Source organism: Kribbella sp. NPDC058245, assembly GCF_042882005.1.
Classification (GTDB): domain Bacteria; phylum Actinomycetota; class Actinomycetes; order Propionibacteriales; family Kribbellaceae; genus Kribbella.
Genome location: NZ_JBHVWY010000013.1, coordinates 147,220 through 162,639 on the forward strand (window position 1 = coordinate 147,220; position 15,420 = coordinate 162,639).

The 15,420-nt window shown below is 68.8% G+C and carries 15 protein-coding genes; 1 reads left to right on the forward strand and 14 read right to left on the reverse strand.

Annotation, left to right across the window (positions count from 1 at the left end; all coding sequences use genetic code 11):
- Positions 1 to 13: 13 nt before the first annotated feature.
- Positions 14 to 499, reverse strand: a complete 486-nt coding sequence (locus tag ACFVWG_RS28435) for a hypothetical protein (protein ID WP_391546482.1) — start codon at positions 497 to 499, stop codon at positions 14 to 16.
- A gap of 69 nt (positions 500 to 568) precedes the next feature.
- Between ACFVWG_RS28435 and ACFVWG_RS28440 the strand changes: the two genes are divergently transcribed.
- Positions 569 to 892 carry a nuclear transport factor 2 family protein gene (locus tag ACFVWG_RS28440; RefSeq protein WP_391546483.1) on the forward strand — a complete coding sequence of 108 codons (324 nt, stop codon included), beginning with the start codon at positions 569 to 571 and terminating at the stop codon, positions 890 to 892.
- On the opposite strand, the gene ACFVWG_RS28445 is transcribed toward ACFVWG_RS28440, so the two are convergent.
- The 13 genes from ACFVWG_RS28445 to ACFVWG_RS28505 form a co-directional block, all read right to left on the reverse strand.
- Positions 882 to 1,850 (reverse strand): zinc-dependent alcohol dehydrogenase family protein, encoded by a 969-nt coding sequence (locus ACFVWG_RS28445; protein ID WP_391546484.1) that lies wholly within the window; start codon positions 1,848 to 1,850, stop codon positions 882 to 884. The genes ACFVWG_RS28440 and ACFVWG_RS28445 overlap by 11 nt on opposite strands.
- Complete coding sequence (locus ACFVWG_RS28450; protein WP_391546485.1) at positions 1,847 to 2,872, reverse strand: alcohol dehydrogenase; 1,026 nt, start codon at positions 2,870 to 2,872, stop codon at positions 1,847 to 1,849. Before ACFVWG_RS28450 ends, ACFVWG_RS28445 begins: the two co-directional genes overlap by 4 nt.
- A 73-nt stretch (positions 2,873 to 2,945) precedes the next feature.
- Positions 2,946 to 3,512, reverse strand: a complete 567-nt coding sequence (locus ACFVWG_RS28455; protein WP_391546486.1) for a TetR/AcrR family transcriptional regulator — start codon at positions 3,510 to 3,512, stop codon at positions 2,946 to 2,948.
- A 208-nt stretch (positions 3,513 to 3,720) separates the two neighbouring features.
- On the reverse strand, positions 3,721 to 7,269 hold the full coding sequence (gene smc, locus ACFVWG_RS28460; protein ID WP_391546487.1) for a chromosome segregation protein SMC: 3,549 nt from the start codon (positions 7,267 to 7,269) through the stop codon (positions 3,721 to 3,723).
- A 292-nt stretch (positions 7,270 to 7,561) separates the two neighbouring features.
- Positions 7,562 to 7,717: a hypothetical protein gene (locus ACFVWG_RS28465; RefSeq protein WP_238176310.1), complete on the reverse strand. Its 156-nt coding sequence runs from the start codon at positions 7,715 to 7,717 to the stop codon at positions 7,562 to 7,564.
- A gap of 194 nt (positions 7,718 to 7,911) precedes the next feature.
- Positions 7,912 to 8,766 (reverse strand): bifunctional DNA-formamidopyrimidine glycosylase/DNA-(apurinic or apyrimidinic site) lyase, encoded by an 855-nt coding sequence (gene mutM / locus ACFVWG_RS28470; RefSeq protein WP_391546488.1) that lies wholly within the window; start codon positions 8,764 to 8,766, stop codon positions 7,912 to 7,914.
- Between the two features lie 9 nt (positions 8,767 to 8,775).
- Complete coding sequence (gene rnc / locus ACFVWG_RS28475; RefSeq protein WP_391546489.1) at positions 8,776 to 9,528, reverse strand: ribonuclease III; 753 nt, start codon at positions 9,526 to 9,528, stop codon at positions 8,776 to 8,778.
- Between the two features lie 12 nt (positions 9,529 to 9,540).
- Complete coding sequence (gene rpmF / locus ACFVWG_RS28480; protein ID WP_131355175.1) at positions 9,541 to 9,732, reverse strand: 50S ribosomal protein L32; 192 nt, start codon at positions 9,730 to 9,732, stop codon at positions 9,541 to 9,543.
- A 67-nt stretch (positions 9,733 to 9,799) separates the two neighbouring features.
- Positions 9,800 to 10,315: a YceD family protein gene (locus ACFVWG_RS28485; protein ID WP_391546490.1), complete on the reverse strand. Its 516-nt coding sequence runs from the start codon at positions 10,313 to 10,315 to the stop codon at positions 9,800 to 9,802.
- A gap of 126 nt (positions 10,316 to 10,441) precedes the next feature.
- Complete coding sequence (gene coaD / locus ACFVWG_RS28490) at positions 10,442 to 10,915, reverse strand: pantetheine-phosphate adenylyltransferase (RefSeq protein WP_391546491.1); 474 nt, start codon at positions 10,913 to 10,915, stop codon at positions 10,442 to 10,444.
- Positions 10,908 to 11,468, reverse strand: a complete 561-nt coding sequence (gene rsmD, locus ACFVWG_RS28495; RefSeq protein ID WP_391546492.1) for a 16S rRNA (guanine(966)-N(2))-methyltransferase RsmD — start codon at positions 11,466 to 11,468, stop codon at positions 10,908 to 10,910. The genes coaD and rsmD overlap by 8 nt, the downstream gene beginning before the upstream one ends.
- Entirely contained in the window at positions 11,465 to 13,705 is a 2,241-nt protein-coding gene (recG, locus tag ACFVWG_RS28500; protein ID WP_391546493.1) for an ATP-dependent DNA helicase RecG, read from the reverse strand. Before recG ends, rsmD begins: the two co-directional genes overlap by 4 nt.
- Before the next feature lie 14 nt (positions 13,706 to 13,719).
- Positions 13,720 to 15,354 (reverse strand): DAK2 domain-containing protein, encoded by a 1,635-nt coding sequence (locus ACFVWG_RS28505; protein WP_391546494.1) that lies wholly within the window; start codon positions 15,352 to 15,354, stop codon positions 13,720 to 13,722.
- Positions 15,355 to 15,420: the final 66 nt, after the last annotated feature.

The following is a 15,420-nucleotide window of genomic DNA, read 5'->3' on the forward strand; positions in this document are numbered from 1 at the left end:
CCCGGGGTAGTACTCAGTAGCCGGAATTGCCATCGGTCGACGGCTGGGTCGTGATCTTTTTCCCGTCCGGGCCAACGACCCACCAGACGCCGCCGACGGCCTGCCCCTTGGTCTCACCGGCCTTCGAGTCAGACGCGAACAGGTAGATCGGCAGTCCGCCCACAGCCAACTGCTTGCTGCCGTCCGACCGGGTGATCGTGGAGACCTCCACGCCGTCCAGCTTCGGCGTACTGTCCCCAGCGGCCACAGCCGGCCACTTCGCCAGACAGTCGCCCTCACAGTTGGACTTGCCGGCGGTGTCCTTGTCGAACACGTACACGGTCCGGCCGTTGCCGTCGACAAGGATCTTGCCGAGTCCGCTGTCCGCAACCTTCAACTGGTCGGCGGACTGCGACGTACCGCCGCTTGCCTTGCTGTCCGCGCCCTTGTCGTCACCACAAGCAGTCAACGCGCCGAGCCCCAGCACGACTACTCCCATTACAGCGGCCACACGCCTCATCAGGTCCTCCTCGAAAGTCCGTTGAACACCTGCCATACGTGGCGATCCGGCGAGTGGTTCAATCGGCTTATGAGCCAAGAGATCCCGGCCGCGGTCCAGCGTGCGCTCACCGCGATCGACGAGCAGGACAACGAGGCGTTCGTGGCAGCCTTCGCCGCCGACGGGTACGTCGACGACTGGGGCCGCCAGTTCCGTGGACCCGAACAGATCCGGTCGTGGAGCGACAACGAGCTGATCGGCAAGCGCGCGACGTTCACCGACACTCAGGTCTCCACACCGGGCAACCCGATCACCCTGGTCACCCAGGTGGGCGGTGACGGCTTCAACGGCCCGTCCCACTTCACCTTCGACGTCCAGGGTGATCAGCTCGCCTCGATGACCATCACGGCCTGAGCAGGACCTTGCCCTTCCGGCCCGGCTGCTGGGAGTGCGCCACTGCCTTCGCGTACTCCGCCACCGGGTAGACCGCTTCCACCCGCGTCTGCAGCACCCCGTCCACGGTCAGCTGGGCCAGAGCGTCGTACGTCTGCTGGATCTCGCTGGCAGGAGCCTGCTCCAGCCAGTTGGGGATCCACACTCCGCGCACCTGCAGCTGCCGGTAGATGAGGTCACCAAGGCCGACTGCAGGCGCCTGGCCGGTCACCGATGAGTAGCTGACCACAGTGCCGCCGAACGCGGCCCACTGCGCCAGTGCGCCCACCGTCGAGTCTCCGGTGCCGTCGACCACTAGCTCGAAGCGGTCCGTCCCCAGTGCGGACCGGATGCGCCCCGAGAGGTCGTCCCCGTCGACCAGTACGACGTCGGACTGCAACCCCTCCGCCGCCTCCGGCCGCCGTACGACGCTCAGGGTCTTGTAGCCCGCATGCTTCGCCAGTGCGGTGACGTACTGACCCACTGCCGAGTTTCCGAGGTTCAGACCGACCCAGTCCCCCGGCTTCAGGTCGACGAACTTCGTCAGCGCGAGGTGCGCAGTCAGCGGGTTCGTACCGAGCATCGCCAGCTGCAGCGGGTCGCCCTCGTCCGTGATCGGTACGACGTTCGCCGCCTTGACCACGACCTCGTCGGCCCAGGTGCCCTGCTCGTAGTTCGGCTTGATCAGCACGCGGCGTCCACGCAGGCCGGCGTCGGCCGCGCTCCCCACCTGGGTCACTCGGCCGATCCCCTCGGTGCCGAGGTCGAACGGCGTCTCGATCTGGTAGCCATAGTTGCCACTGGCAAGCATCGAGTCGACCGGGTTGATCGTGGCCGCCTCGATCGCGACCACCACGTCGTCCGGGCCGAGCGTTCCGGCACCGGTCTCCAGCACCGCGTTGTCGAGCAGCTCGCCGCGGGCCTTCAGTACTACCTTCATCGTGTTGCTCCTGTCGTGAGAACCATCCGGAACCGGGCCGCGCCGGACATCATCCGGTCGTAGGCGCCGGCGGCCTGCTCGAGCGGGACCCGCTCGACCATCGGCCGGACATCGTGGGCGAGGGCGAACGCGAGGTTCTCCTCGTTCTCGCTCGGGGTGCCGGTCAGCGACCCCTCGATCGACCGGCCGCCGAAGATCAGCGAGCCGGTGGTGACCTCGATCGGGTCGGCCGCCGCACCGACGACGACCAACTTGCCGCGCACGCCGAGCCCGTCGACCAGCGGTGTCATCGAGGCACCGCTCGCCGCGGTCGCGACGATCACCTGAGCGCCGCCGAGCTCCTGCAGTGCCTTGCCCGGGTCGACGACCGAGCTGTCGATGTAGTCGGTCGCACCGAGCTTCAGAGCCAGCTCACGCTTGTCCTCGCCGCGGGCGATCGCAGCCACCCGCAGACCGAGCTTGGCGGCGTACTGAATGGCGAGGTGGCCAAGACCGCCGATGCCCTGCACCGCAACCAGCCCACCCGGCCGGGCCGCGCCCTTACGCAGCGCGTTGTACACAGTGATCCCCGCGCAGAGCAGCGGCGCAGCCTCCGCCGCGTCCCACTCCTCCGGTACGGCGACCAGTCCGCTCACCGGCGCGGTGAGGTAGTCGGCGTACCCGCCGTCGATGGTGTCACCGGTGACTGGCTGATTTGTGCAGTAGACGAACTCGCCCTGCCGGCAGTTCTCGCACACACCGCAGTGCCCGGCGAGGAAGCCGACGCCGACCCGCTGGCCGATGGCCCACGCCTCGACCCCGGTGCCGACCTCGTCGATCCACCCGACCACCTCGTGGCCGGGGACGACCGGCGTACCGGCGGACCGGCTGCCGTTCAGGTTGTGCACGCCCAGGACATCGCTGTGACAGACGCCGCAGGCCTCCACCCGGATCCGGACCTGACCGGCGCCGGGCGCTGACAACTCACGCTCTACCTGCGTGAAGGCTCCGTCCAGAGCCTCGATCGCGCGATAGGTAGCCATATCTCTCCTCTAAGACGGTCGGTCATCTTGTATTGGTCAAAGCAAAGCCGCCCGCACCCGAGGGCGGCTGAAATCAGGCCAGCAACGCGTCGAAGGTGACCGCGAAGAAGACGTCGAAGGCCTCGGCGGTCTTGTCCGCCCGGGCCCGCAACAACGTGCCCTCCCAGGCGCTGGTCAGGTAATACGCCGCCTGGTGCGGATCGAGCGACGTACGAATGGATCCGTCCGCCTGCCCCTGCTTGATCGCCTCGGTCAGTACGTCGGCCCAGTAGTCCCAGTTGCCCTTGACCCGCTTCCGCAACGGCTCACTGTGGTCGACCACCTCGGCCCCGAAGTTCCCGTACATGCACCCCTTGGTGAACTCCGGCAACTCGTCCCGCAGGAACTCGAAGTGCCGGCGCATCCGCTCCACCGGCGGCACCGACCGGTCACCCAGCTCGCTCATCCGGCGCGTCTCGCCGTACCGCTCCAGCGCCACCTCGGCCAGCGCCTCTTTGCTCTCGAAGTGGTTGTAGAACGACCCCTTCGGCACCCCCGCCCGGTCGGTGATGTCCTTCACCGCCGCCGCATTGAACCCCCGCTCCAGGAACAGCTCGACGCCCGCCCCCAGAATCTCTTCCCGCATACTCCGCCTGGCCATGTCCCCAATATGACCGGTCGTCTCAAAAACCGCAAGCCCCGCCCGGCGCCGTCATCCATTTGGTGGGCTGACCCACCCGGTTGTGGGTGAGCCCACTGCATGCGGTTAGCCCACCCACAACGCCGTGGGCCCACCCACCAAATGGTTGGGGCGGCGCGGGGCGGGGGCGCTTGGTGGGCGGCCGGGGGCGGACCGGCCCGACCACCGGCTACACCGGTTCGGGTTCGCGGATGCGTTGGGAGATGACGGCGGAGACGCCGTCGCCGCGCATGGTGACGCCGTAGAGGGCGTCGGCGACCTCCATGGTGCGCTTCTGGTGGGTGATGACCAGGAGTTGGCTGTTCTCGCGGAGCTCTTCGTAGATCTCCAGGAGGCGGCCGAGGTTGGTGTCGTCGAGGGCCGCTTCGACCTCGTCCAGGATGTAGAAGGGCGAGGGGCGGGCCTTGAAGAGGGCGACCAGGAAGGCGACCGCGACCAGGGAGCGCTCACCGCCGGACAGCAGCGAGAGGCGCTTGACCTTCTTGCCGGGCGGGCGGGCCTCGACGTCGATGCCGGTGGCGAGCATGTCGCTGGGGTCGGTGAGGATCAGGCGGCCTTCACCGCCGGGGAAGAGCCGGCTGAAGACGTGCTGGAAGGCGATCTCGACGTCGCGGTAGGCCTCGGTGAAGACCTGCTCGACGCGGTCGTCGACCTCCTTGACGATGTCCATCAGGTCGCGGCGGGACTTGCGCAGGTCCTCGAGCTGCTCGGACAGGAAGCGGTGCCGCTCCTCCATCGCGTCGAACTCCTCGAGCGCGAGCGGGTTGATCCGGCCGAGCTGGTTCAGGGACCGCTCGGCGGACTTGAGCCGCTTCTCGACCTTGGCCCGGTCGAACGGCTCGCCCTCGAGCTCGAGGGTGTTGTCGTCGCCGTCCTTGGGCAGCGGCGGCACCAGCTTGTCCGGCCCGTACTCCGCGACGAGCGCCTCGACTGCGATGCCCAGCTCACCAAGCGCCTTCTCGTACAGCTGCTCGAGCCGCATCTTCTGCTCGGCCCGGGCCAGCGCGTCGCGGTGGACGGTGTTGGTCAGCTGCTCCAGCTCGGAGCTCAGGTTCCGGGTCGCGGAGCGCGCCTGCGACAGCGCCTGCTCACGGTCGGACCGCTGCGCCTGGATCGCAGACCGCTCGGACGCCGCCAGCTGCAGCGAGTGCTCCAACCGGGCCAGCACGTGGCCGGTCGCCAGGTGCACGGCCTGCGCGGCCTCGGACTGCCGTGCCCGGCGGGCAGCACGGGCGATCGCGCGGGCACGTGCCTCGCGCTCCTGCCGAGCTGCACGCTCCAGCTGGTCGGCCCGGCCGGACAGCGCCCGGGCCCGCTCCTCAGTGGTGCGCAGCGCGAGCCGCGCCTCCATCTCGGCTGCCCGCCCGGCCTTGGCGGCCTCGGCGAGCTGGTCACGCGTTGACGTGTCCGGTTCGTCGCCGTCCTCGTCGAACATCTCGGCGTCGTTCAGCCGCTCTTCGAGCTCGGCCAGACCGGACAGGTTCTTGTCGCGCTCAGCCTCGGCCGCAGCGATCGCCTCGGCCATCCGCTGCGCTTCACCGCGGGAGGCCTTGGCCAGCGACCCGAAGTGCGCGAGCTGCTCGGCCACCGCCGCCATCGCGGCATCCGACTCGTGCAGCCGGGCCAGCGTGATCTCGACGGACTCCTTCTGCCGGGAGCGCTCGTCCTCCATCCCGGACAGCTCGAACCGCAGCCGCTCACTGCGCGCGGTCGCCTCGATCAGCTTCTCCGCGGCCTCGTCGACCGCCGACTGCACCTCGATCAGGCTCGGCGCGGCGTCAGAACCGCCGTACGCGAAATGCGCCCCCAGTACGTCGCCCGCCCGCGTCGAGCAGGTGACGTCGGGCAGGTTCCTGACCAGCGACTGTGCCGCGGCGACGTCGTCGACGACCGCGACCTTGCGGAGCAGCCGGCGCAGGCCGGGTCGCAGGTTCTGCGGGCACTCGACGACATCGACGGCGTACAAGGCGCCGTACGGAAGGCTTGGCCAGGTCGCGTAGTCGTCGGCCGGGGCGTCGCCCAGGAGCATCCCGGCGCGGCCGAGGTCGTGCTCCTTCAGGTGGCCGACCGCGGCCAAGGCAGCGTCGGCGTGGGTGACGGCGACCGCGTCGGCGGCCTCACCGAGAGCGGCCGCGATGGCCGTCTCGTACCCGGAGCGCACGCTCAGCAGCGCCGCGACCGAACCCATCAGGCCGGCGATCTGCTCGGAGGCGGCCAGCAGGGCACCGGCGCCGTCCTTGCGGTTCAGGCCCAGCTCCAGCGCCTCCTTGCGCGCGCTCAGACCGGTCCGCTCACGCTCGGCGTCCCGCTCCTCGGCGCGCAGCTTGGCCAGCCGCTCGTCCAGCTCGTCCAGAACCGACTGAGCCGCCTCGTACTGATCGTCGAGGCCACGCTCACCGGCGTCAAGCCCGGCGACCTGGGTCTCCAGCGCGGTGAAGTCGTGCTGAGCCTTGGCGGCCCGCGCCTCGGCCTCGTTCATGTTCGTCGCCAGGCGGCCGATCTCGGACTCGGCGGCGGCCGCGCGGCTCTTCAGCGCGTTCACCTGGCCGGTCAGCCGGGCCAGGCCCTCGCGACGGTCGGAGGCGGCCCGGATCAGCGCCGAGATCCGGCGGTCTTCCTCGGCCTCTTGGTTCTCCAGCGCCTGACGGCGCTCGACGGACTCGGCCAGCAGCTCCGAATGAGCCTCGACCTCGGCCTCGATCTGGGCCTCGGTCTCGCGGACCCGCGCGGCCTCCAGTTCGAGCTCGTCGGGGTCGCGCCCAGAGCGCGGACCGTCGTCGGCCTCGTCGTTCAGCGAGCGGATCCGGTCGGCGGCGATCCGGGCGGTGCCCTTGATCTTCTCGCCGAACCCGGACAGCTGGTACCAGGTGTCCTGGGCGGCCTGCAGGGCCGGCGCGTCCTCGCGGAGCGCCTCCTCGAGCTCGGCCTCCAGGTCGCGCGCCTCGCGCAGCTTGGCCTCGATCTCGGTACGGCGTTCTGTCATCCGCGCCTCGTCGGCCAGCTCGGCCTCGAGCGCGGACTGGGCCTGGACGATGTCGTCGGCCAGCAGCCGGGAGCGGCCGTCGCGGACCTCGGCCTGGATCGTCACGGCCCGGCGCGCCACCTCCGCCTGGCGCCCGAGCGGCTTCAGCTGGCGGCGGATCTCGGCGATCAGGTCGCCGAGCCGGTGCAGGTTGCCCTCGGTGGCCTCCAGCTTCCGGATCGCCTTTTCCTTGCGCTTGCGGTGCTTCAGGACGCCGGCGGCCTCCTCGACGAAGCCGCGGCGGCCCTCCGGGGTCGCGCGCAGGATCGAGTCGAGCTGGCCCTGACCGACGATGACGTGCATCTCGCGGCCGATACCGGAGTCGCTGAGCAGTTCCTGGACGTCCAGCAGCCGGCAGCTCTGGCCGTTGATCTGGTAGTCCGAGCCGCCGTTGCGGAACATCGTCCGGCTGATCGTGACCTCGGCGTACTCGATCGGGAGCGCGCCGTCGGTGTTGTCGATGGTCAGCACCACCTCGGCGCGGCCCAGCGGGGCGCGGCCCGAGGTGCCGGCGAAGATGACGTCCTCCATCTTGCCGCCACGCAGGGATTTCGCGCCCTGCTCGCCCATCACCCAGGCGAGGGCGTCGACGACGTTGGACTTACCGGAGCCGTTCGGGCCGACGATGCAGGTGATCCCCGGTTCGAAGTTCATCGTCGTGGCCGACGCGAACGACTTGAAGCCTCGGAGCGTCATGCTCTTCAGATACAAAGCGATGCTCTCCAACCCGTGAAAGGACAGACGATACCGAAGGAACCGTCGCAACTCGTAACGCTGTCGCTACCCGGGGAAGTAGTTCCGTCGCACAGTCTACAAAACGCTGTCCGCGAAACCGTGGAGGCCTACCGGTCGGAACGGCAGGCAAGGTGTGGTGGGAGCACAACATCGGGACAAGCACAACCGGCGGAGGCCCGGACGGGGGCCACCGCCGTCCATCGTGCGGTTTGAGCGTGCAGGGTGCGACCGGAGCTGGTCGCGACCAGGGTCGTCAGACCGTGGCAGGCGTACGCAGAGCCTCGTCGACTGTCAGCAGCCGGCCCTCATGGACCTGTGCGACGAGATGGTCGTTCTCTGCCTGCAGGCGCATCACGTGCGCCTCCAGATCGGCGACACGCCGGTTGAGCAGACGAACCTGCTCGAGCATGCGCGGGTCAGTGCCTCCAAGGTGCCCTAAAAGAGCCTTGGCCATTGTGCTGTCCTCCGGAAGGGTTCTGGCCGGGTATGCGCGCCCTCGCAGTCAAGACACGATAGGGTGCGCCGAAAATGTGTACCGTCTTTCAGGGTGACACCGGCGAGGCCGACGGTCAACCTGGGCCACACTTATTAACAATACCTCGCTTACCAGCGGACCAGCCGCGGTACCGGCTGACATCTCGGGCACCGGAACGACGAACGGTTCATGAACGGCTCACGGCGGATCGGCCGGCCGTCCCGCGGACACGGCGAACCCTCTTGCCCGTAGACGTTCAGGCCGCGTTCGAAGTAGCCGGACTCGCCGTTCACGTTGACGTACAAGGCGTCGAAACTGGTCCCGCCGACCCCCAGCGCCGCGGCCATCACCTCATGGGCATGGCGGAGAATTTCCCTTGCCTGTAAGGGTTTCAGCGAGTCCGTGGCTCTGGCGTAGTGCAGCTTCGCGCGCCACAAGGCCTCGTCGGCATAGATATTCCCGATCCCGCTGACCACGGTCTGGTCCAGCAGCGCTCGTTTGAGACCGGTCTTGCGGCGCCGCAGCGCGGCCGCGGCCGCCTCCGGATCGAACAGAGGATCGAACGGGTCCCGGGCGATGTGGGCGATCTCATCCGGGAGCTCGGCGCCACCTTCGGAATACGACAGACCACCGAACATCCGCTGGTCCACAAACCGGACCTCTCCGCCGTCGTCGGCGAACCGGAACCGGACCCGCAGATGGGCCTCGTCGGGCGCGCCGACCGGCTGGACACGGAATTGGCCGCTCATGCCGAGATGAGTGAGAACCGCGTCACCCGAGGCAAGCGGCAGCCAGAGGTATTTTCCGCGCCGGGCCGGCGCGGCGAAGACCTGCCCCTTGAGCCGGGCCACGAAATCGTCCGGTCCGGCGAGATGACGCCGTACCGGACGGGGGTGCAGGACCTCGACCGCATCGATGGTGCGGCCGGTGGTGAAGTCCGCCAGACCTCGGCGGACCACCTCTACCTCTGGGAGCTCGGGCACCTGTGGATACTAGGGCTGCTGCGAAGGATCCGTGCTGTCGGGATGCGCGGCGCGCAGGGCCTTCCAGGCGGTCTCTGCGGCCTGCTGCTCGGCTTCCTTCTTGCTGCGGCCGATGCCGTGACCGTAGGTCTCCGCACCGATCCGCACCCGCGCCTCGAACGTCTTGGCGTGGTCGGGACCGGACTCGGCGATCACGTACTCCGGGACGCCGACACCGAGCTGGGCGACCAGCTCCTGCAGCGACGTCTTCCAGTCCAGGCCGGCGCCGAGCCGGGCCGAGGACTCCATCAGGTCGTCGAACAGCCGGTGCACGACCATGCCGGCCACCTCGAACCCACGGTCCAGGTAGACGGCGCCGATCAGCGCCTCGACGCAGTCGGCCAGGATCGACGACTTGTCGCGGCCGCCGGTGGCTTCCTCCCCGCGGCCGAGCCGCAGGTACTTGCCCAGCTTGAGCTCCCGGGCGACCCCCGCGAGCGCACGCATGTTGACCACGGCGGCGCGCAGCTTGGCCAGCCGGCCCTCGGAGAGGTCCGGATGGTTGCGGAACAGCGACTCCGTGACGATGACCCCGAGCACGGAGTCCCCGAGGAACTCCAGCCGCTCGTTTGTCGGCAACCCACCGTTCTCGTACGCGAACGAGCGGTGGGTGAAGGCGTGCTCCAGCAAATTGTCAGCCAGCGCTACGCCGAGCCGTACGTTCAGCTCGGCGTAGGGCCCCCCATGCGCCGGGTCAGGCCCGGCGTCGACTGATGAATTCACTGATAGTGCCGTTTAGCTCTCGACGACCTGGCGACGCTCGCCCTTGGCGCCGTACTGGCCGCAGGTGGGGCAAACGGTGTGCTGCAGGTGCTTGGCGCGGCAGGCGGGGTTCACGCAGGTCACCAGCGACGGGGCAGTGGTCTTCCACTGAGCCCGGCGGTTGCGGGTGTTGCTGCGCGACATCTTCCGCTTCGGAACGGCCACGGTTATGACTCCTCGGTTCGGCCGGGGGCTGGTTGACCCGGCCGGCTGGTGTGCGTGTATTCGGTGTTCAGTTGTCTTGCTGGTCGTTCTTCAGCAGTCCGCCCAGGGCGGCCCACCGGGGGTCTCCCCCGTCCTCGTGCTGGTGACCGGGCTCCTCCACCAGGCGCACCCCACACTCGGGGCACAGTCCCGGACAGTCGTCCGAACACAGCGGCTGGAACGGTAGCGCGAGCACCACCTGATCCCGCAATGCCGGCTCGAGGTCGATCAGATCGCCCTCCATCCGGCTGGCCTCATCCGGCTCGGCCTCGCTCTCCGGGTAGACGTACAGCTCCTGGACGTCAGCGAGGAACTCGTCCTCGATATCGACCAGGCACCGCGCGCACTCCCCGACCAGCCGGCCGGCGGCCGATCCGGAGACGAGCACCCCTTCGACAACCGACTCCAGCCGTAGATCGAACTGGATCGGGTCGCCCTCGGGGACGCCGATCACATCGATACCGAGATCTGCCGGTGCTGCGGCCGTGAAGGAGACTTCGCGCTGGGACCCGGCGCGGCGTGACAGCTCGTGCGTGTCGATCACGAGTGGGGACCGCGGATCCAAGACGCTCAGGACATCCCTTTCAGGCGTGGGCAGGCATAAATCTCGGTCTCAACGAGACCGGTAGACCACATTATCAACTACCTGGCCGGACACCCAATTCGGGGCCTATCGGTGTTTCGCCAGTAACCGTGTGTGAACACTCGCCGTCACGAAGGAGGACACGTCGCCACCGAGTTTGGAGATCTCCTTGACCCAGCTGGAGGAGATGAAGCCGTGCTCGGCGGCGGTCGGCAGGAACACCGTATCGACACCGGTCATCCGCCGGTTCAGGTGGGCCATCTGCAGCTCGTAGTCGTAGTCGGCCGCGGTCCGCAGACCCTTCACGATCACGCCCGCCCCCTGCTCGGTGCAGAAGTCGACCAGCAGCCCGTCGAAGGTGGCGATCCGGACGTTCGGGAACGGCTCCGCGAGCTCGGTCAGCATCTCGACCCGCTCGGCGTCGCTGAACAGGCGGTTCTTGGACTGGTTCACCCCGGCCGCGACGATCAGCTCCGTGAAGGCGCCGGCCGCGCGGGCGATGACGTCCAGGTGACCGATGGTCGGCGGGTCGAACGAGCCCGGAAACACAGCCTTAGCCATGGCGGTGACCGTACCAAAGCCGGGCCTCGCCGTACTTGCGGTCGCGCAGCCCGGTGAACCCTTCCGGCCACTCCCACGGCTCCCGCTTCCCGCGCTCGACCACCACGAAGGCGTCAGCGGCCAGCCAGCCGTTGGCCGCCAGGGCGACCAGCACGTCCTGCAGCTCGGCGGTCTCCAGCTTGTACGGCGGATCGGCGTACAGGAGGTCGAATTCCGCCAGAGGCTCCCCTGCCGCCAGCTTCTCGACCGGCCGGCTCAGCACGGTCACCCCGGGCAGCCCGACCACCTTGATGTTCGCCGTGATCACCTCGGCCGCCTTGCGGTCCGACTCGACCAGCACCACCTTGGCCGCTCCCCGCGAGAGCGCCTCAAGGCCGATCGCCCCGGAACCGGCGTACAGGTCGAGGACCTTGACCCCGTCGAAGCTGCTGAACTCCGCCTCGAGAGACGAGAACAACGCCTCCCTGGTCCGGTCGGTCGTCGGCCGCGTCCCATCCCCCGGCGGTACGGCGATCCGCCTGCCGCCCGCCACTCCCCCGATGACACGTGTCACGTCTTCTCCAGGTATTCGGTGGACTCGGATGCCAGCGCGCTCTGCACGAATGAACGCAGCGCCGGGTACTCGGCCAGCTCCGCGTCGACCGAGATCAGCGACTGCGCCACGTGGCGGGCGGTGAAGATCAGGTCCTCGTCCCGCAGCACGCTCAGCAGCTTCAGGCTGCTCCGCTTGCCCGACTGAGCCACGCCCAGGACGTCGCCCTCGCGGCGGGTCTCCAGGTCGATCCGCGACAGCTCGAACCCGTCCGTGGTGGACGCCACCGCGGCCAGCCGCCCGTACGACGCCGTACCGTCCCACAGGTCGGTGACCAGCAGGCAGAGCCCGGGCACCTTGCCCCGGCCGACCCGGCCGCGCAGCTGGTGCAGCTGCGAGATGCCGAACCGGTCGGCGTCCATGATCACCATCGTCGAGGCGTTCGGTACGTCGACGCCGACCTCGATCACCGTGGTCGCGATCAGCACGTCGACCTCGCCGGCCGCGAACCGGGTCATCACCGCGTCCTTCTCGTCGGCCGGCAACCGGCCGTGCAGGATCTCCACCCGCAGGTCGTGCAGGATCTCGCCGAGCGCCTCGGCCACCTGCATCACCGAGATCGGCGGCCGGGCCTGCTTCTTCCCGTCGCCGCCCTCGTCGCCCGCCGCGAGATCGCCTTCCTCGTCGGCGGCGTTCTTCACGTCGTCACCGATCCGCGGACAGACGACGTACGCCTGGTGGCCCTTGCCGACCTCCTCGCGGACCCGCGCCCAAGCCCGCTCCAGCCATTCGGGCTTCTGCTTGGCCGGTACGACGGACGACTGGATCGGCGAGCGACCGGCCGGGAGCTCGGTCAGCGTCGACACCGCCAGATCGCCGAAGACGGTCATCGCGACTGTCCGCGGGATCGGGGTCGCCGTCATGACCAGCACGTGCGGGGTGTTCTCGCCGGATTTCGCGCTCAGCGCCGCTCGCTGCTCGACGCCGAACCGGTGCTGCTCGTCGACCACCACGAGCCCGAGGTCGGCGAACTGCACCTTGTCCTCAAGCAATGCATGGGTGCCGACGACGATTCCGGCGGCTCCGCTCGCGGCGTCCAACATCGCCGTACGGCGGGCTGCCGCGTTGAGCGAACCGGTCAGCAGACCGACCTTCGTGGCATGCTCCGCGCCACCGAGCATGCCCTGCTCGGCCAGGTCACCGAGCATCTTGATCAGCGTCTTGTGGTGCTGGGTGGCGAGCACCTCGGTCGGTGCGAGCAGGACGGCCTGGCCGCCGTTGTCGACCACGGACAGCATCGCCCGCAACGCCACCACCGTCTTGCCGGAACCGACCTCACCCTGCAGCAGCCGGTGCATCGGGTGCGGCCGCTTCAGATCGGCGAAGATCTCCTCGCCCACCTCGGCCTGGCCGGCGGTGAGCGAGAACGGGAGCCGCTTGTCGAACTCGTCGAGCAGGCCGCCGGCGGTTCGCGGCCGCGCGACCGCCTTCAGCGCATCGGTGACCGCACGGCGCTGCGCCAGGATCGTCTGCATCACCAGCGCCTCCTCGAACCGGAAGCGTTTCTGGGCGTCGCTGATGTCCTTCTCGGTATCGGGCAGATGCACCTTCTGCAGCGCCTCGACCAGGCCGAGCAGCTTCTCCTTGCGCAGGATCAGCTCCGGGACCGGATCCTCGAGATCCTCACCCAGGTTGTCCAGAACGATCTTGATGCTGCGCTCGATCGTTGCGGTCGGCAACTTCGCGGTCGCCGGGTAGAGCGGACGGAACGGCCGGGCCCGGCGTTCGATCTCGGCCTCGGTGAGATCCTCGTCGTCGAGGATCTCGGTACCCGGGCCCTTGAGCTGCATGATGTCGCGGAACATCGTCACCTCGCCCCAGAACAGGGCCGCCGTACCGGGCGTGAGCTTGGTGGCGAGCCAGGGCTGGTTGAAGAACGCGAGCTCCAGGTCGTGCTTGCCGTCGGTCACCACGACCTTGGTCAGCGTCTTGCGCCGGGTCCACTTCTGCACCTCGACGAGCGGGATCTCGGCCTTCGTGTCGAGCGACCGCACGGTGACCTTCTTGACCCGGCCGTTGACCGTCGCCTGGTCGCCGACCTCGAGCTCGTCGAAGGGGGTCAACTCGCCCTTCTTCAGGTAGCGCCGCGGGTAATGGCGCAGTAGGTCGCCGACGGTCTCGATGGCGAGCACGTCTGCAAAAGTCTTGGCCGTCTTGGCTCCGACGAAATCGCGGAGCTTGCGGTCCATGTCTGCCATTTGATTGAACACAGTTATTCGACCCCGATCAACAACGGGTACCTGTCTTGCCCTCCGTCGTACACCACGACATCGACATCTTTGCGTTGCTTGCGCACGTGCCGCTCGATCGCCGCGGCCAATTCGGGGTCCGCGTCGCGGCCGGTGACGATGGTCAGCAGCTCACCGCCACCGCCCAACAGCCGGTCCACAACGCCGAGCGCGGCCTCGGTGATGTCCTGGGTGATGAGGACAAAGTCACCATCGATCACGCCGAGTGCGTCGCCGAGCTGGCAACGGCCGGCCATCGTCCAGGCTTCCTTCACCGCGATCGTGACCGCACCATGCCGGGTCTGCCCGGCGGCCGCGGACTGGTGCACGACGTCGTCGTCGAAGCTCGCAGCAGCATCATGTACGGCGATCGCCGCCAGCCCCTGGACCTGGGCCCGAGTGGGGATCACGGCAACCCGGATGCCGTCCTGGCGGGCCGCCGTGGCGGCTGCCTCGGCGACCGCGATGGAGTCCTTGTCGTTCGGCAACAGCACGATCTCGGTCGCCTTCGACTTCTCGATCGCGGCCAGCAGCTCGCCGGTCGAACACCGTCGCCCCGGTCCACCGACCACGACCTTGGCACCGGCCTCGGTGAACAGGTCGGCCAGTCCTTCCCCGGCGACCACCGCGATCACCGCGCGGCCGGGAGGCGGCTCATGATGCGCTTGGTCAGCGCTCTGCTGATCTTTACTGAAATGAGTGACCCGGATCCGGTGCGGGCGGCCGATCGCGATGCCCAGCTCAATCGCCGTACCGACGTCGTCAGCATGCACGTGGACGTTCCAGAGGCCGTCTCCGCCGACCACGACCACCGAGTCACCCAGGGCTGCCAGCTGCCGCCGGAAGTCCCCGACAGCCTCGTCAGCGGCGTCCAGGAGGTACATCACCTCGTACGCCGGCCCCTCCGGGCTCAGGTCACCGGCAACCTCCTGCGGTTCGACCCGGGCCGGTACGTCGATCGTCACGGTCCGACCTGTCAGCACCGACTCCATGGCACCGAGGATCACCACCAGGCCGGCTCCCCCGGCGTCGACCACCCCGGCCCGGCGCAGTACGTCGAGCTGCTCGGTCGTCTTGGTGAGCGCCTGCCGTGCGGACGCCACTGCGGCCAGGCAGACATCCGCCAGGCTCTTGCCGTCGTTGGCCGCGGTCATCGCCCCGTTGGCGGCCTGCCGGGCGACGGTAAGCATGGTCCCCTCGACGGGTTCCGCGACCGCGCCGTACGCGGCATCAGCGGCGTACGTGAGCGCATCGGCGAACGCAGCCGCCTCACTCATCCGCGGATCAGCCAGTACGCCGTCGGTCACCTGGTCCCGCGGCAGGTTCTCGGCCAGCCGCATCCCACACGCCCGAACCAGCTGCGAGGTGATCACCCCCGAGTTCCCCCGCGCCCCGAGCAGCGCGCCGCGCCCGAACGCCTGCACCGCCTCCGCGAACGTCAGCTCCCCCTTGGGCAGCGCCTCACAAGCCGCCTCCCAGGTCAGGTAGAGGTTCGTCCCCGTGTCCCCGTCCGGTACCGGATACACGTTCAGCTCGTCGATCCCGGTCCGCGCCCGTCCCAACTCCACCAGCGCGGTCCGAGCCCAAGCGCGCAATACCCCGACCGTCAATTCCTCCACGCCCGGAACATTAACGCCCCACCCGCCCCCAAGCGTCTCCCCCGGCCCGGCGCCTCACCCTCAGCC

What these genes read in the sequence shown, in the direction of transcription:
- ACFVWG_RS28465 (WP_238176310.1), bottom strand. Translation starts at nt 7,717, where the DNA reads ATGCTCGAGCAGGTTCGTCTGCTCAACCGGCGTGTCGCCGATCTGGAG.
- smc (WP_391546487.1), bottom strand. Translation starts at nt 7,269, where the DNA reads ATGACGCTCCGAGGCTTCAAGTCGTTCGCGTCGGCCACGACGATGAAC.
- ACFVWG_RS28440 (WP_391546483.1), top strand. Translation starts at nt 569, where the DNA reads ATGAGCCAAGAGATCCCGGCCGCGGTCCAGCGTGCGCTCACCGCGATC.
- recG (WP_391546493.1), bottom strand. Translation starts at nt 13,705, where the DNA reads ATGGCAGACATGGACCGCAAGCTCCGCGATTTCGTCGGAGCCAAGACG.
- ACFVWG_RS28445 (WP_391546484.1), bottom strand. Translation starts at nt 1,850, where the DNA reads ATGAAGGTAGTACTGAAGGCCCGCGGCGAGCTGCTCGACAACGCGGTG.
- ACFVWG_RS28455 (WP_391546486.1), bottom strand. Translation starts at nt 3,512, where the DNA reads ATGGCCAGGCGGAGTATGCGGGAAGAGATTCTGGGGGCGGGCGTCGAG.
- ACFVWG_RS28450 (WP_391546485.1), bottom strand. Translation starts at nt 2,872, where the DNA reads ATGGCTACCTATCGCGCGATCGAGGCTCTGGACGGAGCCTTCACGCAG.
- ACFVWG_RS28435 (WP_391546482.1), bottom strand. Translation starts at nt 499, where the DNA reads ATGAGGCGTGTGGCCGCTGTAATGGGAGTAGTCGTGCTGGGGCTCGGC.
- coaD (WP_391546491.1), bottom strand. Translation starts at nt 10,915, where the DNA reads ATGGCTAAGGCTGTGTTTCCGGGCTCGTTCGACCCGCCGACCATCGGT.